This window comes from Microbacterium sp. AG790, from assembly GCF_003634765.1.
GTDB lineage: Bacteria > Actinomycetota > Actinomycetes > Actinomycetales > Microbacteriaceae > Microbacterium.
In genome coordinates, this window is record NZ_RBWZ01000006.1 from 866,624 (window position 1) to 885,712 (window position 19,089).

A 19,089-nucleotide genomic window follows, 5' to 3' on the forward strand; every position below is an offset into this window, starting at 1 on the left:
TATCACCGGGCGTCGTCGCGGGCTCCGCCAGCGATCCACCCGAGCTCCACCCGGGATCCGCCAGCGATCCACCCGAGCTCCACACGGGGCTCCCGCGTTGCGCCGCGGGAGCCCCGTGCCGCGACCGGCCTACACGGCGGCGGATCGAGCGGTGCCGTTTCGTACGACGCGGGCTTCGAGATCGAGGAGGAACCGTTTGCGTTCGGGGTGACCGCCGTACTCACCGATGGAACCGTCGGCACGCACGACACGGTGCGCCGGAATCACGATCGAGATGGGCGTGCGGGCACACGCCGATCCCGCCGCGCGGTGCGCGCCCGGTGAGCCGGCGAGAATCGCCAATTCGCCGTATGAGGCCGTCTCGCCATACGGGATCTCGTCCATCGCCTCCAGTGCCCGGCGCGCGAAACCGTCGACCCCGTGCAGGTCGAGACCGAGCGTGAAGCGTCGCCGCGTGCCCGCGAAGTACTCGTCCAGTTGCGCGGCCACCTCGGCGGTGGCCGCGGCATCCGGCACCACGATGCCCTGGCGGCGGGCGCTGATCGCTTCGAGGCGGCGGTCGGCCGCCGTCAGCGACACATCCAGCACGTCCAGGGCGACGAGGCCCCCATCGGCGACGACGATGAGGGCCTCGCCGATCGGTGTCGGGTGCACCGAGTATGCGGCAGTCGAGGTCATGACTCCATGATGCTCGCGACGGTCGACATCATCGTCGCGCGGTCGCGGTCTGTGGAGGCGCAGAGCCTCCGGGTCGGTTGGGGAGGAGGCTCCACGGTGCCGCCCCACCTGTCACATCAGCCCCAATACCGCGAAAACCCGCCGCGCTAACCGGGAACGCCGTGATCGGGACTTTAGGGTGTCGAGTGTGTGGAGAGCAGACGATGGCGCCGTGCGAGGCGTGGACGACGCCGACCACGGTCATGCGGTGAGCCCGGCGGACCTCGACCTGTCTGAGCCGGGGGTCGTCGTGACCCACGTCGCCGCCGGTGAGCGTGCGCGCCTGCGCGAGGAGTCGGCGTGGCTCGGTGGCCGGTCCACCCTGCTGCACTACACCGACGCCGGCGATGCGGGCATCGACATCACGAAAGCCCATCCCGGCAGCCTGCCCCAGTTCATCACCGGGCGCTCCACGCTGCTGTCCAACCTCTTCCGTGACGAGGTCGCCCTGCGCACGGCCCGCCTGGCAGCCGAGCGCATCGCCGCCAAGGACGTCGAGATGCGCACGACCCGTGGCATCGACACGGTGCACCTGGCGGTCGGCATCGCCGGCTGGCGCATCGGCGGCGTCACCTACGCCGCCCCGGTGCTGCTGCGCCCGCTCGCCATCCGCCGTCACCACTCCGACTTCGATCTCAAACTGCACGGCACCTTCACGATCAACCCCGAGCTCGTCGTCGCCGCGCGCACGCACTTCGGTCTCGTGATCGACGGGCGCGCGCTCGCCGAACTCGCCTACGACGGTGGCGTCTTCAAACCGCAGCCGGTCATCGACCACCTGCGCGCGCTCACCGCACACGTCGACACCTTCACCGTGCAGCCGCGCCTTGTCGTGTCGACGTTCGCCGACGCGTCGTCGCCGATGAGTCGCGACGCCGAGAGCCTCGATCACCCGATCCTGAACGCCCTCGCCGGACACGAGTCCGACCGCGAGGATCTGTCGATCGTGCGGGCGCCCGCCCCGCCCGTCAGCTCCGATGAGCGCCCGCCCGCCGCCGACCGGCTCCTGCTCGATGCGGATGCCGAGCAGGAGGCCGTGCTCGCGCGCATCGCCGCCGGACAGTCGCTCGCCGTGCACACGCTGCCCGGCACGGGCGGCACGCAGACGGTGATCAACGCGGTCGGCGAGCTCGTGCGCGCCGGCAAGCGCGTGCTCGTGGTCAGCGCGCGGCGCTCGACCCTCGAGGGCGTCCGCCACCGTCTCGCCGGCATCGGACTGCCGGGCCTGGCTGTCTCGCCGCGTCATCTCCACCGCGACCTCATCCGCGCGATCACGCGCAACGAGAAGGCGGAACAGCCCAAGGTGGCCGACGTCGACGATGCGCTCGTGCGCCTGCGCACCGTGCTGCGCGATTATCGCGACTCGCTCACGCAGCGGCATCCGCGCGTCGAGGTCTCTCCGCTCGAGGCGTTGCGCACCCTGGCGACGATCGCGTCGATGACGCCGCAGCCGTCGGCGGCGACCCGATTCGACATCGCCACCCTGCAGTCGCTCGGCACCCGCCGTGCCGAGGCGGCGCAGGCGCTGGCGACCGCCGCCCGTCTCGGCGAGTTCCGCTTCGGCCCCGACGATTCGCCGTGGTACGGCGTCGCCTTCGCCTCCACGCAGGAGGCCCGCGACACCCACGCGCTCGCCGGGCGGCTGCACCGCACCGAGGTGCCCGCCATGCTCGAGCGCGGGTACGAACTCATCGCGCAGACGCGCATGCGCCCGTTCTCGACGCTGGCCGAACTCGGCGCCTACGTGCAGCTGCTGCAGGGCATCCGGGCATCGCTCGATCGCTTCAGCACGACCGTGTTCGAGCGCCCGCTGGCGGAGCTCATCCAGGCGCACGCGCCGCGTCGTGACGCTCCCGCGATGACATCGCCCCAGCGCCGGCGCCTGAAGAACCTGTCGCGCGAGTACGTGCGCCCGGGCATGCACATCACCGACATGCACGAGTCGCTGGTGCGCGTGCAGCAGCAGCGTGCGCAGTGGCAGCAGCTTGTGGATCCGGGCGTCATGCCCGAGATCCCCCTGGGCCTCGACGACGTGGCCACGGCGTGGCAGCGGGTGGCCGCCGACCTGGGGGCACTCGATCGCGCACTGGGACGCACCGAACCGCTCGCGTCGTTGCCGATCCCCTACCTGCTGCGCACGCTCGCGGGCTTGGCGGCGACCTCCGACGTCTTCGACAACCTGGTCGAGCGCGCCACCCTGCGCGGCGAGCTCGCCGAGATGGGCCTGGAGGAGCTGCTCACCGAGCTGTCGGTGCGCCACGTTCCCGAAGAGCACGTCGCCGCCGAATTCGAGTTCGCGTGGTGGCAGTCCGCTCTCGAAGCGATGCTGCGTTCGGACCGGGCGCTGCTGGGCGCGAACACGTCGGTCGTCGACCGGCTCGAACGCGACTACCGCCTGGTCGACGAGGCGCACGCCGCCTCGGCGGGTCCGCTGCTGGCGGCGGAGCTGGCGACGACGTGGAAGATCGCCGTCGTCGACGAGGCCGGGGAGGCCGCCGCCCTGAAGCACCTGCTGCGCGGCGGCGGAGCCTCGGCGACGGAGCTGGTCGCGGCGGCACCGAAGCTCGTGCGCACGCTGGCGCCGGTGTGGCTCGCGTCGCCCTACGAAGTGCCCGCCATCCCCGAGTCGCCCCTGTTCGACGTGGTCATCGTCGCGGATGCCGCGGCGCTGTGCCTCGCCGAGGCGGCGCCGGCACTGCGACGCGCCCGCCAGGTGGTCGTCTTCGGCGACCCGGTGACGCAGCGTCCCACCGCGTTCCGCGTCGGTGCCGGGCACGCGAGCGCGGAGGACGAGCCCGACGTGCCGTTCGACGAGGTCAGCGTGTTCGAGCGGCTCACCGAGCTCGTTCCGGTCGAGACGCTGACCCGCAGCTACCGCGCGGGCGGCGAGGACCTCGCCGAGCTCGTCAACGGCGCCTTCTACGAAGGCCGGCTTGTCTCGTACCCGTGGGCGGGCTCGTACCTCGGGCGCGGCAGCCTCAGCGTCGACTACGTCGAAGGGGGCACCGGTACGCCCGACCCCATCACGGGGGCCGTCGAGAGCCCGGATGCCGAGGTCGCCCGCGTCGTCACGCTCGTGGTCGAGCACGCGGTCAACCGTCCCACCGAGACCCTGATGGTCGTGACGGCATCCGTGCGCCACGCGGAGCGTGTGCGCGCCGCCGTCGCCGCCGCCTTCGCGGGCCGGTCGGATGTCGCCGAGTTCGTCGGCCGCGACACGGCCGAGCCGTTCGCCGTGCTCGGACTCGAGGAGTCGGTGGCGGAGAGCCGCGACCGGGTCGTGTTCTCCCTCGGATTCGGGTTGACCAAGCACGGCCGGGTGCTGAGCGACTTCGGCGATCTGTCGGGCCCCGACGGAGAGCGCCTGCTCACGGTCGGTATGACGCGCGCGCGCCGGTCGATGGTCATCGTCTCCTCGATCCGTCCCTCTGCCTTCGACGAGGGACGTCTGGAGTCCGGTGCGGCGACGCTCATGTCGATCCTCGGCGGCATCGCCGCGCGGGCCCGCGAGTCCCGGCTCGAGGACCTCGCCGATCCGCTCACGCTGGCGCTCGCCGGTCACCTGCGCGCGCTCGGCATCGCCGTGGACGTCAACTATCGCGGCATCCTTCCCCTGGTCGCCCAGCACCGCGGCAAGGCGGTCGTGGTGGAGAGCGACGCCGACAGCATGGGGGAGACCCTGCGGGAGAGTCTGCGCTTGCGCCCGCAGGTGCTGCGCCGCCTCGGCTGGCATTACGTTCGTGTGCACGCCTTCGACCTGTACAGCGACCCGGCCGGCGTCGCGGGACGGATCGCGGCGATCCTCGGCGCTTCACCCGAGACTCCGCGCGCCGAGACCGTCACCGAGCCGCTCGATCTGCGCTGAGCGCCGTGGACGACGAGAGCCGTCAGCGCGTCGAGCGCGTGCGCGGGTCGCGCCGGGCACGACTGACTCCGGCGCCCGGGACCGATCCCTCGCCCGACGTCCCCGTCGCACGCGACGATGCCCCGCCACCTGCGGGTGACGGGGCATCGGGGCCTAACGATGAGCGCTTGCGGCGGGACGTGCCGCCGCACTACTAGGGCGTTTCGACTCGCTGCGCTCGCTCAACGACCGGGGCGCGCTCGCCGGTCGTTGAGCGAGGAGCGCAGCGACGAGTCGGAACGCGCTCAGCGCGTGGTGGAGTTCTTCTCCAGCAGGTCGCGGATCTGGATGAGCAGTTCCTGCTCGGTCGGCAGCTTCTCCTCGGCATCCTCGGCCACGCCGAGCTTGGCGGCCTGGCGCTCTTTCCAGACGTTCATGGGGAACACGAACACGAAGTAGACGACGATCGCCACCGCGAGGAAACTGACGATCGCGCTGACGAGGCCACCGATCGGGAACGTCACCGTCCCGCCCCAGACCGCCGGAACGGGGATGCCGGGAACGCCGTTCTCGTCGGGCTTCCAGAACACCTCGATGAGTGGGGTGATGATCGACGCCACGATGGCGTTGACCACGGCGGTGAACGCGGCGCCGATGACGACAGCGACCGCGAGGTCGATGACGTTGCCGCGCATGATGAAGTCTTTGAAGCCCTTGATCACGGTTCCTCCGGTTCTCCGGCGTTCGCCGGTCACGATCCCGACGATGCGGGCGAGGACTTCGCCTCGGATTTCGATGATGTCGAAGTCGATGCGCCCGCGCCAGCGCCCCCGCCGGAGGTGGACGAACGCGAGTCGGTGCGATAGAAGCCGGAGCCGTTGAAGGTCACGCCGACGGTTCCGTACTGCTTGCGCAGCGCGCCGCCGCACTCGGGGCACTGCGTCAACGCGGCATCCGAGAACGACTGCACGGCATCGAAGCGGTGTCCGCACTGCGTGCAGGCATAGGCGTAGGTGGGCATGGTGTCCTCCGGGAAGGGGCTCAGCGTCGCGGCGACGCGAGTTCGACAGTGCGGGTGGGGGTGACGACACCGGTGACCGGCTGGTCGTGGAGGTCGCGGGGGACCTCGTCCAGCAGTTCGGTGTCGAAGACGACGGCGTAGACGGGCGGGCAGTGCTGCATCGAACCGAGGGTCTTGTCGAAGTAGCCCCGCCCCCAGCCGAGGCGCATGCCGGTGCGATCGACGGCGGCGGCAGGGATCACCAGCAGATCGACGTCGTTGACGGACAGCGGGCTCAGCACCTCGCCGACCGGTTCGGGCATGCCGAACAGGCCCTCGGCGATATCGGCGCCGGGCTCGGCGACGACCCAGTCGAGAAGGCCGTCGGCGCGGGTGATGGGCAGCAGCACGCGGATGCCGCGCTCGACGGCATCTGCCACGAACTCGTGGGTGCCCGGCTCGGTCGGAGCCGACAGGAAGCAGGAGATCGAGCGCGCGCCGGTGCGGGCGATCAGCGCGTCGAGCTGCGCCTTGACGCCGGCGGCGTCGGCGGTGCGCATCGCCTCGGAGCGTTGCTGACGGCGCTCGCGCAGGTCGGCGCGCAGCGCGCGTTTCGCATCGTCGATGCCGTCGGTCATGGTCCGATTGTAGGCGGCGCACCGACATGCACGGCCGCGAGGGTCACGGATGTGGCGGCGCGCGCCGGTAGGGTGTGGGTCATGTCAGCTCCTGCGATCAAGGCCGTCATCCCCGCTGCGGGTCTCGGCACGAGGTTCCTTCCCGCCACCAAGGCGATGCCGAAGGAGATGCTGCCCGTGGTCGACAAGCCCGCGATCCAGTACGTCGTCGAAGAAGCGGTCGCCGCGGGCATCGATGACGTGCTGATCATCCTGGGGCGCAACAAGAACAACATCTCGAACCACTTCGACTCGGTGCCCGAGCTCGAGTCGAGCCTGCTCACCAAGGGTGCCCACGACAAGCTGCGCAGCGTCCAGCGCTCGACCGAGCTCGCCGACATCCACTTCGTCCGCCAGGGCGAGCCGAAGGGGCTCGGGCACGCCGTGCTGCGTGCACGCCATCATGTCGGCGACGCGACGTTTGCCGTCATGCTCGGCGACGACCTGATCGACGCGCGCGACGAGCTGCTCTCGAAGATGCTGGCGGAGAACGCGGCATCCGGCCTCACGGTCATCGCGCTCATGGAGGTCGACCCCGACCAGATCCACATGTACGGCGCCGCCGCCGTAGAGCCGACCGATGATCCCGATGTCGTCCGCGTCACGGGGCTCGTCGAGAAGCCGAAGAAGGAGGAGGCCCCCTCCAACTACGCCGTCATCGGGCGGTACGTCCTCACCCCGGGCGTCTTCGACATCCTCGAGCGCACCGAGCCGGGCAAGGGGGGCGAGATCCAGCTGACCGATGCGCTGCAGGAGCTGGCCGTCACCGACGGCGTGTTGGGCGTCGTGTTCCGCGGTCGCCGCTACGACACCGGCGATAGGGTGGATTACATCAAGGCCATCGTGCAGCTGGCCGCCGACCGCGACGATCTCGGTCCGGAGCTGCGACCGTGGTTGAAGGACTTTGCGGAGAAGCTCTGACGCTGATCCTGAGCGGCGGACATGAGGGGTGCCGATGGAACTGACGGCTCCCCGTGAGCACGGTCCGATCGCGATCCGACTCATCAAGCAGCGCGACGCGCGCGTGCTGCAGTCGGAGTTGATGAGCAACCGCTCGTGGCTGCGGCCGTGGGAGGCGACGAGCCCCGACGGGCCCGTCTCGTTCGATATGCGCCTCGGCATCCGTCGCCTGCTGCAGCAGTACCGCGACGGCGGCGGCGTGCCTTTCGTCATGGAGTACGACGGCGAGGTCGCCGGGCAGCTGAACGTCTGGGGGATCGCCCGCGGGTCGCTGTCGTCGGCGACGATCGGCTACTGGGTGAGCGAGCGCTTCGCCGGCCGGGGAATCACGCCGACGGCGGTCGCGCTGGCCACCGACGTGTGCTTCCGTGAGCTGGGGCTGCACCGCATGGAGATCTGCATCCGTCCGGAGAACCGGGCGAGCCTGCGGGTCGTCGAGAAGCTGGGCTTTCGCTACGAGGGACTGCGGCGGCGATTCATCCACATCGCGGGCGATTGGCGCGACCACTATGCGTTCGCGCTGGTGCGCGAGGAGGTACCCGAAGGCGTGTTGCAGCGGTGGCTGCAGGGTGGCGCGCCGGAGAGCGCGGCGACCGTCCCCCTCACGGATCGCCCCGCCGGCTGACCCCGTCGCTGCGCGGGAGGATGCCGCGAAACCTTCAGGTTCGACATGAAGGTCAGACACGCGGTCGGATGTCGCGTGATCGCGTCGGCTCGGCCCTACCGTGGGGGACATGGGTGGACAGGTTCTCGGCGGCGGCGTGGTCGTCCTCGTCGCCGTGGCGCTGTGGATGATCTACCTTCTGCCGTCGTGGCACGGCCGGCACCAGTTCAATGCCGCCGAGCGCAACGCGGTGCGGTTGAACCAGGCGCTGCGTGTGCTCGCCGAGACCAGTGAGACGCCGCAGGAAGTGCGGCTCGAGCTCACTGCGCGCACGGCCATGGCCCAGCAGCGGCTGGCCCGTCAGGCCCAGTCCGAGCGCGAGCAGGCGGAGCTTGCCCGCGTGCGCGCCGAGCTCGAAGTGACCACGCTTCAGGCGCGCGCCGAGGCAGCTGCCGCGCGTGAGGCTGCGGCCCGTGCGGCGGCTCGCGAGCGGGCGCGACCCGAGATCCGTCGCGCCCAGGCCCGTCGCCGCGCGCGTCTTGTCGTGACCCTCATCGCCGTCGCCGCCCTCGCGCTTGGCGCGTGGGGTGGGGTACAGCTGGCCGCGACCGGTGCGCAGCTGTTGCTCTGGCTCGCGGGAGCGCTGTTCGTGGGATGCGCCCTGCTGCTGCAGCGGATGTCGCGCGTCCAGCGTCGTGCTGTCGTTCGTGAGGTCGTTGCGCCGATCGAGCGCGTCGCGGCCGACGTGCAGGACGTCGCCTTGGATGCCGAGCGCACCTCGTGGGTGCCTCGCGAGCTTCCCCGGCCGCTCACCGCGTCGGCCGGCTCGCGTGCCGCCGCCGTGCTCGACGAGGCGGATGCTCGTGAGGCGCTGCGTCGCAGCGCGGTCGAGGAGGCGATGCGCGCGCGTGCCGAGCGTCAGCGTCCCGTCACGCTGCAGCCGCGGCCTGCGGCCCGAGACGACGAGCTCGTCGGCGGTGCCGCCGCGGGTGATGCCGCCATCGAGGCCCACGTGCGCCGCCTGCTGGAGCGTCGCGCCTCCGGCCAGTAGCACCCGGCTGGTGACACCGACCGGTCGGCTCAGCCGACCAGGAGGCGTCCGCCGCCGATGACGACCTCGCGTCGCGGCGTGCGAACGAGGGCGTCCATGGCGTTCTCGGCATCCACGAGCACGATGTCGGCGCGGTCGCCCACCTGCAGGTGATTGGTCGCCACGCCGGCGAAGGGGCCGGAGCCACCCGTCGCGATGTCGACGACGCGGCGAAGGTCCTCGTCGCGCACGATGCTCGACGCGCGGGCGTACTGCCAGGCGATGCCGAGGAGGTCTCCCGTGCCGTAGGGGCTCCACAGGTCGCGGATGCCGTCGGTGCCGAATCCGAACGCGACACCGGCTTCATCGAGCTCGTGCAACGGCAGCTGGGGGAGTCGGAGCGGGGCGACGGTCGTCATCGTGACGCCGAGGCCGCCCATTCGTGCGAGCAGGTCGCTGCGGCGGGCGGCATCGAGCTGGGCGACGGCGAAGCCGTGCGCGATGTTGACGCGGCCCTGCAGCCCCAACCGCTCGACGCCGTCCAGGATGAGTTCGATCTGGAAGGCCCCCAGTTCGGCGGGGTCGTGCAGGTGGATGTCGACGCCGACGCCATGGGCGGCCGACAACGCGAGCAGGGCGTCGACCTGTCCGACGGGATCGCGGTCGATCGTGGCGGGGTCGAGCCCACCGATGTGCTCGACGCCTTCGCGCGCGGCGCGGTCGAGGAGGGCGAGCACGCCGGGGCGGCGCAGCACCCCGTCTTGCGGGAAGGCGACGATCTCGACAGCGAGGGCGCCGTCGTAGGCGGCGACAGCCTCGCGCACGGCCTCGATGCCGCGCAGTTCGAGTCCCAGATCGACGTCGACGTGGGTGCGGATCGCGGTCGTGCCGTGCGCCACGAACTGCTCGAGGACGTTGCCGGTGATCTGTGCCGACGGCATCCCGATCTCGTCTCGGTGGGCGCGCTCGTGACGGATGCGGCCCTCGGTCGTGCCCTCACCGCCATAGGACTGCCAGGGAAGCCCCCACCACGACTTGTCGATGTGCGCGTGTGCGTTGACGAGGCCGGGCAGGGCCAGCAGGCCGCGTCCGTCGACGGCGTGGGAGACGGCGGCATCCTCCGTCGGCGTGACGGCCGTGATCGTCCCCTCCTCGATGCGGAGGTCGACCGAGTCGGCCGGGTGCGACCACAACCGGACGTTGCGAACGAGGTCGGGCGCAGGTGCCGTGGAGCTCATGCCTCCATCCTGCCGGTGCATGCGGTGCTCGAGACGCGTGATAATGTTGAGGACATACAAGGGCCTATGGCGCAGTTGGTAGCGCGCCTCGTTCGCATCGAGGAGGTCAGGAGTTCGAATCTCCTTAGGTCCACCAAGAAGACGGCTGATCGGGCATGAGAAATCATGGCTGAGCGGCCGTTTCTTTTTCCTGCATCCGCCGATCCGGTAGCGACTTTGCTGATTGAAGCGACCTTCACACGTGCGATCGCGTGCGGGGTGAGTGCTCCGAGCGCGCGGCGATCGTCAAGCTCACTGCCCTAGGCTGGATGACGCTCGGCTCTGCGATCGGACCCGATGGCTGGAATGAGCCGCCAGTGTGGTGAGGTGCCGCAGAATGCGAAGATCCACGATCGCTGTGCTTGCAGCGGCATTGAGCAGCCTGGTGCTCTCGGGGTGTTCGTCGTCTCAGCTCTACTTTGGCGCAACGGTTCCGCAGGTGACAGGAGCGTGGGAGCGGAGTTCTGCGCCTCAGGCGAAACTTGTCATTGACGAGAATGGAACCTTCCGAGCGACGGTGTGGCCGGTAGCGGTGGCCTGTGAGCCGGGAAGTGCGCAGACGCTTGATGATCTCGAAGGCGGAGACACCCGTGATCTCTCCGGAACCTGGGCAACCTTCGGAGAGGGCGCCTATCAGTTGGAGTTTCTGTTCGATCGTCACCAGTGTTCCGGTGCCGGATTCGAGGGCTTCATATGGAAGCGCGGTGATGGTCAGCTCGACATCTGCGTCATCATCTCGGAAGCGATCCTCCCGGATGATGCGAAGGCAAGGAACTACCTTGTTCTCCGGAAGCTCCCGGATTGACCTTCGCGACCTGGAGGACAGCGCTGATTTGTCCGGGGCTTTCACCTGCCTTGCGGCCTGATGGTGTCATCTCGCAGGACATCGGTGACGGTTCTGCGTCAGGACTTCGGTGGCAGTTCCGGGGCTGTTCGTGGTGACACTTCCGCCGCTCTGATGTAGGTGTGCGCAGAATCGAGCCTGCTGATCCCCGTGTCCGTCTCGCGATCTCGCAGTGGCTCGAGGACGCGCCTGTCGTCAACGTCTCGGTGTTGGCGCGAAGGGCCGTGTGGGGTGCTTGGGGAAACCCCACACGCGCAGAGAGTCGTGGACGTCATCCGCGATGACGGGTCCCCCGACCCGTCATGCCGAGCGGCCACCGCAGACAGAAGCAGCCGCACAAGTGGAGACGGCGGTCGCCGCATTTCATGACGCGAGTGTGCGGCATCCGTGGAGGATTTTTCGGACCGCCGCCGCTGATGCGCCGGCCGAAAGGTAACACCCGTGAAACACCTCGACGGGATTCACGAAATGTAAAAGCTTTACGTTGGGGGCGTCCCGCGAACGAGATGGAGGTCTCACAGTGACGCACCCGACTCCGCGCGCCTCATCCGATATGGCGCACAGCTCCTCCCGCTCCACACGCTCCGCCCGCTTCACCCGTCGTACTCGCCTCACCACCGCCCTGGCAGCCGCGGTCACCGCGGCCGTCCTGCTCTCCGGCTGCGCGAGCACGCCGGCGGCATCCACCAGCTCCGCCGGCGCCGCCGACTTCGGCACCGGAGGGGTCGCCCTCAGCTGGATCAAGAACTACGAGTTCGCCGGCTATTACTACGCCGACAAGAACGGCGACTACACCAAGAACGGCTTCTCCTCGGTCGACATCATCGCCGGCGGCGGCACCACGAACCCGTGGGACACCGTGCTGGCCGGCAACGCCACCATCGGCCTCGCCTCCGACCTGACCGGCATCACCGGCGCCATCCAGGGCGGCGCGCCGCTGAAGATCATCGGCGCTCAGTTCGTGAAGAGCCCGGTCGGCTTCGTGTCGCTCAAGGCGAACCCGATCGCCTCGGTCGCCGACCTCAAGGGCAAGAAGATCGGCGTCGACGCGGGTGGCAAGCTCGCCGTCGAGGCGGTGCTCGCGGCCAACAAGCTGCCGGCCGACACGGTGAGCTTCGTCTCCGTTCCCAACGGCATCGATCCGCTCATGAAGGGCGACGTCGACGCGCTCGTCGGCTTCCTGACGAACTACCCGATCGCGGTGAAGCAGGCCGGCGGCGACGTCGTCACGCTCAGCTTCAGCGACGCCGGCTACGCCCAGTTCGGCGACGCCGTCGTCGTGAGCGATGACATGCTCACCAATCACCGCGACGAGGTCAAGGCGATGATGAAGTCCGTCATCGAAGGCTGGAACGCGGCCCTCACCGCCGGCCCGCAGGGCATCGCCGACATCGCGATGGAATACGGCGGAAAGGACAACGACCTCGACGCCAAACTCCAGCTGTCCAGTGCGACGGTGCTGCCGAGCTTCATGCTCACCAGCGACACCGTCAAAAACGGCATCTTCACGCTCACCCCCGACCTGGTCACGCAGGCCGTCACCTCGCTCGGCGCCGCCGGCATCACGGCCGACGCGTCGCAGTTCGACACGTCGCTGCTGAGCGAGCTGTACGCCGAGAACCCGGACCTGATCCCGGGCTTCACCGTCCCCGCTGCGCAGTAGCGGTGACATCGACGGATGCCGGGGCGACCCGAACGCGCCCCGGCATCCTTCCCGCCCTCCCCCCTCTTCTCTCGCGACAGGAGATGACATGACCGCTCCATCCCTGCGGCTCACGCGGCCCTCCCGCCCCGCCGCGGCGGCCGCGCTGACCACCGTCGTCGCGGTCATCGTGATCGTCGCGGCCTGGCAGCTCGTCGCCGTCGTCTTCTTCACGCGGGAGAACGGCACGCCCGGCGCGATCCCGCCGCCGGCCGCCGTGCTGGCGCGCGTCGCGCAGAACCTGACGGATGCCGGGTACTGGTCGGGCCTGGCCGCGACCGCCGGCGCCGCGCTGACCGGATACGCGATCGCCGTCGTCATCGCCCTCGTGCTCGGCACGGCCGTCATCCTCATCCCCGCCCTCGAGGCCTTCGCGACCCAGCTCGGCATCATCGCGGCGTGCATCCCGGTCGCCGCCGTCAGCCCCATCGTCGTGATCATGTCGCCGTCGGGATCCCGGGCGGTCAGCGTCGTACTGGCCGTGCTCGCGGTGATCTTCCCGATGATCATCGGCGTGCTGCTCGGCCTTCGCGCCGCCAGCCCCGCCCAGCTCGACCTCGTGCACGTCTACGGCGGCACCGAGCTCACGGCGATCCGCCGGGTACGACTGATCAGCGCGCTGCCGGCCCTGCTCACCGCGCTGAAGATCGGTGCGCCGGCGGCCTTTCTGGGTGCGATGACCGGCGAGTTCTTCGCCGTCGGGGTCGACGCCGGCATGGGGCGCCTCCTCATCTCCCAGCAGTACGTCGGCGACTACGCCGGCATGTGGGCCATCGCCGTCCTCGCCGCCGGCGTCTCCGCCCTCGGGTACGCCCTGCTCGCTACCGTCGCCGCGGTGATCGCGCCGTGGACCCGCCACCTCGGGGGAGGCGCACGATGAACCGTCTGCGCCCGGTCGCGGCATCCGTGCTCACCACCCTCGCCACCCTCGTCGTCCTGCTCGTCGCCTGGCAGCTCACCGTCTCGCTCAGCCACGTCAGCCCGTACCTGACGAAGACGCCGCTCGACGTCGTCGACTACCTCTTCGTCGACGGGCGCTTCAAACCCGCCGCGGCCGCCGATCGCCGCGCGGCACTGCTGCCGATGATCGGCGTGACCCTGCTGCACGCGAGCGTCGGTCTCGTCTGCGGCGTCACCCTCGCCCTCGCCGGCTCGGTCGCCATGTCGCTCTCGCGCGGCCTTCGCACCACGTTCCTTCCGATCGCGCTCGTGCTGCAGACCGTGCCGCTCATCGCCATGGCGCCGGTCATCTACGCCGTCTTCGGCGCGGGCATCGTCACGGCGGCGGTCATCGCCGCGATCGTCACGTTCTTCCCGCTGCTGATGAACGTCACGACCGGACTCGCCTCGGCATCGCCCGAGACGGTCGATCTCGTGCACGCCTACGGCGGCGGCCGGCTCACCCTCCTGTGGCGGGTGCAGCTGCCGAGCGCCCTGCCGTTCCTGTTCGCGGGCCTGAAGATCGCCGCCCCGGCGACGATCTCGGCGGCGACCCTCTACGAGTTCCTGTTCTCCTTCGAGGGGCTCGGCGCGAACCTCCTGACGAGCAAGTCCTACTCCGACTACGGACTGCTCTGGACGCTCGTCGTCGTGACGATCGCCCTCGCCCTCGCCGCCTACGCCGTCGTCGCCCTCGCGGAGCGGCTCGTGCTGTCGGGTCGCTTTCCCCCGCCGTCCGCCGTCATCCGTCGAGGAGCACCGTCATGACCAGAACGTCCTCCGCACGTCCCGCCCCGGCCGCGCCGACCGAGACGCTGCCGGCCGACTCCGGCGTGCACCTGCGCGGACTGACCCGCGAGTTCGCGACGCGCAGCGGCGTGGTCACCGCCGTCTCCGACGTCGACCTCGACACGGCGCGCGGCTCGTTCCTGTCGCTGCTCGGCCCGAGCGGCTGCGGCAAGTCGACCATTCTGCGCATCCTCGCCGACCTCGACACCCCGACCGCCGGCGCGGCGCACATCAACGGGATGACGCCCGCTGCGCTCCGCCAGGCGAAGCAGGTCGGCATCGCCTTCCAGGACCACGCCCTGCTGCCGTGGCGGAGCGTCGAGACCAATGTGCGCTTTCCCTTCGACGTCGCCGGCGTCGACGTCGATCGCGCCTGGATCGCCGAACTGCTCGCGATGGTCGGCCTCACGGAGTTCGCCCGCGCCAAACCCTGGCAGCTCTCCGGAGGCATGCGCCAGCGCGTCGCCATCGCCCGGGCCCTGGCCCTCCGCCCCAGCGTGCTCTTCCTCGACGAGCCCTTCGGTGCCCTCGACGACATGACCCGCCAGCGCCTCAACCTCGAGCTCCAGCGCCTGTGGAGCGAGCAGGGCGCCACCGCGGTCATGGTGACCCACGGCATCCAGGAGGCCGTGCTGCTCTCCGACCACATCGCCGTCATGAGCCCGCGCCCCGGAACGATCAAAGAGGTCATCCACGTGGACCTTCCGCGTCCGCGCACGATCGACATGATGGCGACCCCCGAGTTCCATCACTACGTCGACCGGGCCACCGCCCTTCTGTTCCACTGACCGGTGTTTCACTGACCGGTGCCCGCCGCATCCACCCCTCCCCGCCGCAGCGAAAGTAGGCAGTTCCATGGCTCTCACCCCCGTCGCCGCCACCGGCGCCCCCGCCGATCTCGACGCCGCCGAGCGTGCGTACCGCGCGTTCATGATCGCCCTCGGCCTCGACGCCGATCACCCCACCATCGTCGACACCCCGCGCCGCGTCGCGCAGGCCGGCCTCGACCTCTTCAGCGGTCTGCACGGCGACCCGGTCCGTGCCCTCGGCGGGGGAGAGCCGATCGAAGGCGTCTACCCGGGACCGGTCGTCGTGCGCGACATCCCCTACTCGTCGGTGTGCGAGCACCACATGCTCCCGTTCAAGGGCGTCGTGTCGGTCGCGTACCTGCCCGATCGGATGCTCGCGGGCATCGGCGACTTCGACGCCATGATCCGTGTGCTGGCGGCGCGTCCGCAGATGCAGGAGCGGCTGGCGGACCAGATCGCGCAGACCGTCGTCGACACGATCGGTGCGCGCGGCGTGCTGGTCGTGCTGTCGGCCGAGCAGGCGTGCATGTGGGCGCGCGGTGAGCGCACGGTGGGCTCCGAGGCCTACTCCGTGTCGAGCCGCGGCGTCTACGACACCGATCCGGTGCAGCGCGCCGAGGCCCGCAGCCTCATCGGGTTGCACGGATGAGCCAGCCGACCTGGTCCGACGTCGCCGCCCTCGCCGCGGCCGGCGGCATCGCCGTGCAGCCCATCGGCGCGACCGAGCAGCACGGACCGCACCTTCCCCTCGCGACCGACGCCGTCATCGCGACGGCGCTCGCCGACGCCGCTCGCGACGTGCTCGCGGCGCGCACCGCAGCGGACGTCGCGGGGGTGCCGCCCCTGTGGGTACTGCCGACGCTCGCGTACGGCACGTCTCCCGAGCACGCCGCGTTCGCGGGCACCGTGAGCCTGTCGTCGACGACCCTGCGGGCGATCTGCCTCGACGTGGCACGGTCGGTGGCGGCGGCGGGTTTGCGTACGCTCGTGTTCGTCAACGCGCACGGCGGCAACCCCGAGCTGCTGCACGTGGTCGCGCGCGAAATCCGCGATGAGACGGGCGTGCTGGTCGTCGTCGTGCACGGGCCCGCTCTGCCGCTCCCGCCGGAACTGACGGATGCCGTGCCGCGCCCCGACCTCGACGTGCACGCCGGCTTCTACGAGACCAGTGTGCTGCTCGCGGTCGATCCGGCGTCCGTGCGACCGGCGCTGGCCGCACCCGACGGGGTGTCGCGCACCGATGAGCTCGCCGAGGGCGCCCGCACACCGCTGGTGGGCCCGTTCGCGGCGATCTCGCTGCCCTGGCGCACCGAGGATGTCTCGGCATCCGGCACCATCGGCGACCCGACGGGAGCCAGCGCCGAGTGGGGACGGGCTGCCCTCCGGGTGCAGGCCGACGCGCTCGCCGACGCCCTGATGGAGATCGCCCGCCTGCGTCCGGAATTCCCATGACCGGGCGCGACAGGGGCGAGTCGGGCCTCCTCTACACTCGTGACGGGTCGCGCACCGACGCGGCCGACGCACGCGCGGGAGGTCGGGCGATGGAACGCAGCACGCCGGCGGACGGTCCTGCGCGTACGCCGACATTGCAAGAGGTGGCCACCGCGGCCGGAGTCTCGCTCGCGACGGCATCCAACGCCCTCAGCGGACGCCGCGGCGTGAGTGTGGCGCTGCGCGAGCGGGTGCTCGAGGCGGCCGCCGGACTCGGCTACTCCCGCGGCGGAGGTTCGCGCTCGCGCTCCCGCACCGATCGGGTCACCGTCGGCATCGTGCTGCCCGACGTGCGCAACCCCGCGTACGCCGAGCTGGCGCACGCGTTCGAGCAGGAGGGCACCGCTCGGGACTGGTCGATCGTGCTGGCCTCGTCGGGATACGAGCCCGACCAGGAACTGGACGTCCTCGAGACGCTCGTGCAGACCGCCGACGGCATCATCGTCTCGCCCTCCCGTCCGCCCCGATCGGGACTGCACCGCCTCGCCGCCTCGCCCGTTCCGATCGTCACCTGCGACGAGCCGGCCGACTCCCTGCTGATCGCCGGATCGGTGCGCTCGGACAACTTCGGGGGAGGGCGGGCGGCAGCGCACCACCTCGTGGATGCCGGGGGCACCCGATTCGGCCTCGTGGGAGGACACGGCTACCTGCCCTCGACGCAGGAACGCCGTGACGGCTTCCTCGCGGGGCTGGCCGATCGCGGGGTCCCGGCATCCGCCGTGACGATCGCGGGATCCCTCTACGGAATGGACGGCGGACAGGCGGGCATGGCCGAGCTTCTGGAGGAGGCGCCCGATGTCGACGCCGTCTTCGCCCTCAGCGACATGCAGGCGATCGGCGCGCTGTTCGAGGCGCAGCAGGCGGGCCGGTCCATTCCCGGCGATCTGCTGCTGTGCGGATACGACGGCATCGGGTGGACGCAGCGTCTGTCGCCGACCATCACGACCATCCGCCAGGACTGGCCGGGCATCGCCGCGCGGGCCCTGGAGCTGCTCGACGAGGCCATGAACGGCGCCAATCCGTCCGCCTACGGGTCGGCGCGGGTTCTCGCCGTCAGCCTCGTCGAAGGCGAATCGACGCGCCGGCCCTGAGTAGCATCGCCCCGCGGCCGGTCGGCGGGGAGCCGTCGACCGCGGGGGCGTGCATCCGAGCGCGGGAGAGCGCGTAAGATGTATGCATCTGAATCCAACTTGGAGGGCATCACCCGCATGACCACGTACAACGTCGGCATCATCATCGGCAGCATCTCGTCGACCTCGATCAACCGTCGCCTCGCGAACGCCCTCGTTCGCCTCGCGCCGCAGGCCGACCTCACCCTCACCGAGCTGCCCATCGCCGCTCTGCCGTTCTACTCCGCCGACAACGACGGCGCCGTCCCCGCCGAGGCGGCCGCCTTCAAGTCCTCGATCGAGTCGTCCGACGCCGTCATCATCGTCACCCCCGAGTACAACCGCTCGGTGCCCGGTGTGCTGAAGAACGCGCTCGACACCGCGAGCCGCCCGTGGGGGCAGAACAGCTTCGCCGGCAAGCCCTCGGCCGTCATCGGTGCCTCCATCGGCGCGATCGGCACCGCGGTCGCCCAGCAGCACCTGCGCTCGATCCTGTCGTTCCTCGCCTCGCCCGAGCTGTCGCAGCCCGAGGCATACATCCACCTGCGCGACGGCCTCATCACCGACGACGGCGAGGTCACCGACGAGTCGACCGCCGAGTTCCTCGTGTCGTGGCTGAAGGCCGTGCACACGCACGTCGCGAAGTCGCTCAGCCCCGCCGAGTGATCCTCACTGCTCACTGAAGGGGTGCCCGCCGTCCGGCGGGCACCCCTTCGTGTGTCGTCGGAAGCGGATGCGGAACGTCACGCACCGTCTCGCGCGCGCACGAGCCGGCTCTCCCAGTCCGCCGGCAACCGATCTGCGGGGCCCGGCACCGCCTGATCGAGCGGATGGCTCGTCGGCGCCGCGAGCGAGGGGCCCATGACGGCCGTCTGCGCGGTGTAGTCCCACCACCAGGTCTCGCCCGGCTCATAGCTCTGGACGTACCGGTGCCCGGCCGTCGCCGCGTGCGTGGACGCGTGACGATGCGGCGACGAGTCGCAGCAGCCCACGTGACCGCACGCCGCGCAGCGGCGCAGATGCAGCCACCACCCGCCGACCTCCTCGCAATCCGCGCACCCGTCGCCGCTGGGTGCGGCATCCACATCGATCTGCGGCATCCGTCGACCTCCTTACCGCTGTGCGTACCCGAGCGCTCGCCTCAGCCGATCTCGGCCGGGCCGTCGATCTGCTCGTGTCTCGGTCATGGCGCGCTCCGTCTCTGTGCGGGGCGTCGACCGGATGCCGGGTCGCTCCCGCCGGGCCACCGTAGGCAGCGCCGGCCCGAAGAGGGGAGGGTCGGCTGTCGAAAGAGCGC

General features: G+C 70.5%; 19 protein-coding genes and 1 tRNA gene. 14 read left to right on the forward strand and 6 right to left on the reverse strand.

The window, feature by feature from the left end:
- Positions 1-129 precede the first annotated feature (129 nt).
- On the reverse strand, positions 130-678 hold the full coding sequence (locus DEU37_RS04625; protein ID WP_121189439.1) for a methylated-DNA--[protein]-cysteine S-methyltransferase: 549 nt from the start codon (positions 676-678) through the stop codon (positions 130-132).
- 211 nt (positions 679-889) lie between these two features.
- Here DEU37_RS04625 and DEU37_RS04630 point away from each other — a divergent pair, with 211 nt between their 5' ends.
- Positions 890-4,582, forward strand: coding sequence for an AAA family ATPase (locus tag DEU37_RS04630; protein WP_259457136.1), 3,693 nt, complete (start codon positions 890-892; stop codon positions 4,580-4,582).
- A 284-nt stretch (positions 4,583-4,866) separates the two neighbouring features.
- Here the strand turns inward: DEU37_RS04630 and mscL are convergent, their stop codons facing one another.
- From mscL to DEU37_RS04650, 3 genes are read right to left on the reverse strand one after another with little or no spacing between them, the layout of a single operon-like run.
- Complete coding sequence (gene mscL, locus DEU37_RS04640; protein WP_121189442.1) at positions 4,867-5,283, reverse strand: large conductance mechanosensitive channel protein MscL; 417 nt, start codon at positions 5,281-5,283, stop codon at positions 4,867-4,869.
- A 29-nt stretch (positions 5,284-5,312) separates the two neighbouring features.
- Entirely contained in the window at positions 5,313-5,582 is a 270-nt protein-coding gene (locus DEU37_RS04645) for an FmdB family zinc ribbon protein (RefSeq protein WP_005052217.1), read from the reverse strand.
- A 20-nt stretch (positions 5,583-5,602) separates the two neighbouring features.
- A complete protein-coding gene (locus DEU37_RS04650; RefSeq protein WP_121189443.1) occupies positions 5,603-6,199 on the reverse strand; it encodes a 5-formyltetrahydrofolate cyclo-ligase in 597 nt (198 codons plus the stop codon).
- Positions 6,200-6,280: 81 nt separating this feature from the next.
- Here DEU37_RS04650 and galU point away from each other — a divergent pair, with 81 nt between their 5' ends.
- From galU to DEU37_RS04665, 3 genes are all read left to right on the forward strand, one after another.
- Positions 6,281-7,159: a UTP--glucose-1-phosphate uridylyltransferase GalU gene (galU, locus tag DEU37_RS04655; protein ID WP_121189444.1), complete on the forward strand. Its 879-nt coding sequence runs from the start codon at positions 6,281-6,283 to the stop codon at positions 7,157-7,159.
- Between the two features lie 34 nt (positions 7,160-7,193).
- Positions 7,194-7,823 carry a GNAT family N-acetyltransferase gene (locus DEU37_RS04660; protein ID WP_121189445.1) on the forward strand — a complete coding sequence of 210 codons (630 nt, stop codon included), beginning with the start codon at positions 7,194-7,196 and terminating at the stop codon, positions 7,821-7,823.
- Between the two features lie 109 nt (positions 7,824-7,932).
- Positions 7,933-8,853 carry a large exoprotein gene (locus DEU37_RS04665; RefSeq protein ID WP_121189446.1) on the forward strand — a complete coding sequence of 307 codons (921 nt, stop codon included), beginning with the start codon at positions 7,933-7,935 and terminating at the stop codon, positions 8,851-8,853.
- A gap of 29 nt (positions 8,854-8,882) precedes the next feature.
- Here DEU37_RS04665 and DEU37_RS04670 read toward each other — a convergent pair whose 3' ends face one another.
- Positions 8,883-10,070: an amidohydrolase family protein gene (locus DEU37_RS04670; RefSeq protein ID WP_183043574.1), complete on the reverse strand. Its 1,188-nt coding sequence runs from the start codon at positions 10,068-10,070 to the stop codon at positions 8,883-8,885.
- Positions 10,071-10,130: 60 nt separating this feature from the next.
- On the opposite strand from DEU37_RS04670, the gene DEU37_RS04675 reads away from it, so the two are divergent.
- The 10 genes from DEU37_RS04675 (at position 10,131) to DEU37_RS04720 (ending at position 18,458) form a co-directional block, all read left to right on the forward strand.
- Positions 10,131-10,206 (forward strand) — tRNA-Ala (locus DEU37_RS04675).
- A 240-nt stretch (positions 10,207-10,446) separates the two neighbouring features.
- On the forward strand, positions 10,447-10,914 hold the full coding sequence (locus DEU37_RS14730) for a hypothetical protein (protein ID WP_220699816.1): 468 nt from the start codon (positions 10,447-10,449) through the stop codon (positions 10,912-10,914).
- Positions 10,915-11,473: 559 nt separating this feature from the next.
- Complete coding sequence (locus tag DEU37_RS04685) at positions 11,474-12,616, forward strand: ABC transporter substrate-binding protein (RefSeq protein ID WP_220699817.1); 1,143 nt, start codon at positions 11,474-11,476, stop codon at positions 12,614-12,616.
- Positions 12,617-12,704: 88 nt separating this feature from the next.
- The gene (locus tag DEU37_RS04690) at positions 12,705-13,535 is read left to right on the forward strand and encodes an ABC transporter permease (protein WP_121189450.1); all 831 of its coding nucleotides are present in this window, start codon (positions 12,705-12,707) and stop codon (positions 13,533-13,535) included.
- Positions 13,532-14,362: an ABC transporter permease gene (locus tag DEU37_RS04695; protein WP_121189451.1), complete on the forward strand. Its 831-nt coding sequence runs from the start codon at positions 13,532-13,534 to the stop codon at positions 14,360-14,362. The genes DEU37_RS04690 and DEU37_RS04695 overlap by 4 nt, the downstream gene beginning before the upstream one ends.
- Positions 14,359-15,171 (forward strand): ABC transporter ATP-binding protein, encoded by an 813-nt coding sequence (locus tag DEU37_RS04700; RefSeq protein WP_121189452.1) that lies wholly within the window; start codon positions 14,359-14,361, stop codon positions 15,169-15,171. The genes DEU37_RS04695 and DEU37_RS04700 overlap by 4 nt, the downstream gene beginning before the upstream one ends.
- A gap of 67 nt (positions 15,172-15,238) precedes the next feature.
- Positions 15,239-15,841 carry a GTP cyclohydrolase I gene (folE, locus tag DEU37_RS04705; RefSeq protein WP_121189453.1) on the forward strand — a complete coding sequence of 201 codons (603 nt, stop codon included), beginning with the start codon at positions 15,239-15,241 and terminating at the stop codon, positions 15,839-15,841.
- A complete protein-coding gene (locus tag DEU37_RS04710; RefSeq protein ID WP_121189454.1) occupies positions 15,838-16,644 on the forward strand; it encodes a creatininase family protein in 807 nt (268 codons plus the stop codon). The genes folE and DEU37_RS04710 overlap by 4 nt, the downstream gene beginning before the upstream one ends.
- 89 nt (positions 16,645-16,733) lie before the next feature.
- The gene (locus DEU37_RS04715) at positions 16,734-17,774 is read left to right on the forward strand and encodes a LacI family DNA-binding transcriptional regulator (protein ID WP_220699818.1); all 1,041 of its coding nucleotides are present in this window, start codon (positions 16,734-16,736) and stop codon (positions 17,772-17,774) included.
- A gap of 117 nt (positions 17,775-17,891) precedes the next feature.
- Positions 17,892-18,458, forward strand: a complete 567-nt coding sequence (locus tag DEU37_RS04720) for an NADPH-dependent FMN reductase (protein WP_183043575.1) — start codon at positions 17,892-17,894, stop codon at positions 18,456-18,458.
- 77 nt (positions 18,459-18,535) lie between these two features.
- On the opposite strand, the gene DEU37_RS04725 is transcribed toward DEU37_RS04720, so the two are convergent.
- Entirely contained in the window at positions 18,536-18,892 is a 357-nt protein-coding gene (locus tag DEU37_RS04725; RefSeq protein ID WP_005052240.1) for a UBP-type zinc finger domain-containing protein, read from the reverse strand.
- Positions 18,893-19,089: the final 197 nt, after the last annotated feature.

Excerpts from the sequence above, each read along its gene's own strand:
- DEU37_RS04625 (WP_121189439.1), bottom strand. The coding sequence starts at position 678 with ATGACCTCGACTGCCGCATACTCGGTGCACCCGACACCGATCGGCGAG.
- DEU37_RS04645 (WP_005052217.1), bottom strand. The coding sequence starts at position 5,582 with ATGCCCACCTACGCCTATGCCTGCACGCAGTGCGGACACCGCTTCGAT.
- DEU37_RS04650 (WP_121189443.1), bottom strand. The coding sequence starts at position 6,199 with ATGACCGACGGCATCGACGATGCGAAACGCGCGCTGCGCGCCGACCTG.
- galU (WP_121189444.1), top strand. The coding sequence starts at position 6,281 with ATGTCAGCTCCTGCGATCAAGGCCGTCATCCCCGCTGCGGGTCTCGGC.
- DEU37_RS04660 (WP_121189445.1), top strand. The coding sequence starts at position 7,194 with ATGGAACTGACGGCTCCCCGTGAGCACGGTCCGATCGCGATCCGACTC.
- DEU37_RS04665 (WP_121189446.1), top strand. The coding sequence starts at position 7,933 with ATGGGTGGACAGGTTCTCGGCGGCGGCGTGGTCGTCCTCGTCGCCGTG.
- DEU37_RS04670 (WP_183043574.1), bottom strand. The coding sequence starts at position 10,070 with ATGAGCTCCACGGCACCTGCGCCCGACCTCGTTCGCAACGTCCGGTTG.
- DEU37_RS14730 (WP_220699816.1), top strand. The coding sequence starts at position 10,447 with ATGCGAAGATCCACGATCGCTGTGCTTGCAGCGGCATTGAGCAGCCTG.
- DEU37_RS04690 (WP_121189450.1), top strand. The coding sequence starts at position 12,705 with ATGACCGCTCCATCCCTGCGGCTCACGCGGCCCTCCCGCCCCGCCGCG.
- DEU37_RS04695 (WP_121189451.1), top strand. The coding sequence starts at position 13,532 with ATGAACCGTCTGCGCCCGGTCGCGGCATCCGTGCTCACCACCCTCGCC.
- DEU37_RS04700 (WP_121189452.1), top strand. The coding sequence starts at position 14,359 with ATGACCAGAACGTCCTCCGCACGTCCCGCCCCGGCCGCGCCGACCGAG.
- folE (WP_121189453.1), top strand. The coding sequence starts at position 15,239 with ATGGCTCTCACCCCCGTCGCCGCCACCGGCGCCCCCGCCGATCTCGAC.
- DEU37_RS04710 (WP_121189454.1), top strand. The coding sequence starts at position 15,838 with ATGAGCCAGCCGACCTGGTCCGACGTCGCCGCCCTCGCCGCGGCCGGC.
- DEU37_RS04715 (WP_220699818.1), top strand. The coding sequence starts at position 16,734 with ATGGAACGCAGCACGCCGGCGGACGGTCCTGCGCGTACGCCGACATTG.
- DEU37_RS04720 (WP_183043575.1), top strand. The coding sequence starts at position 17,892 with ATGACCACGTACAACGTCGGCATCATCATCGGCAGCATCTCGTCGACC.
- DEU37_RS04725 (WP_005052240.1), bottom strand. The coding sequence starts at position 18,892 with ATGCCGCAGATCGATGTGGATGCCGCACCCAGCGGCGACGGGTGCGCG.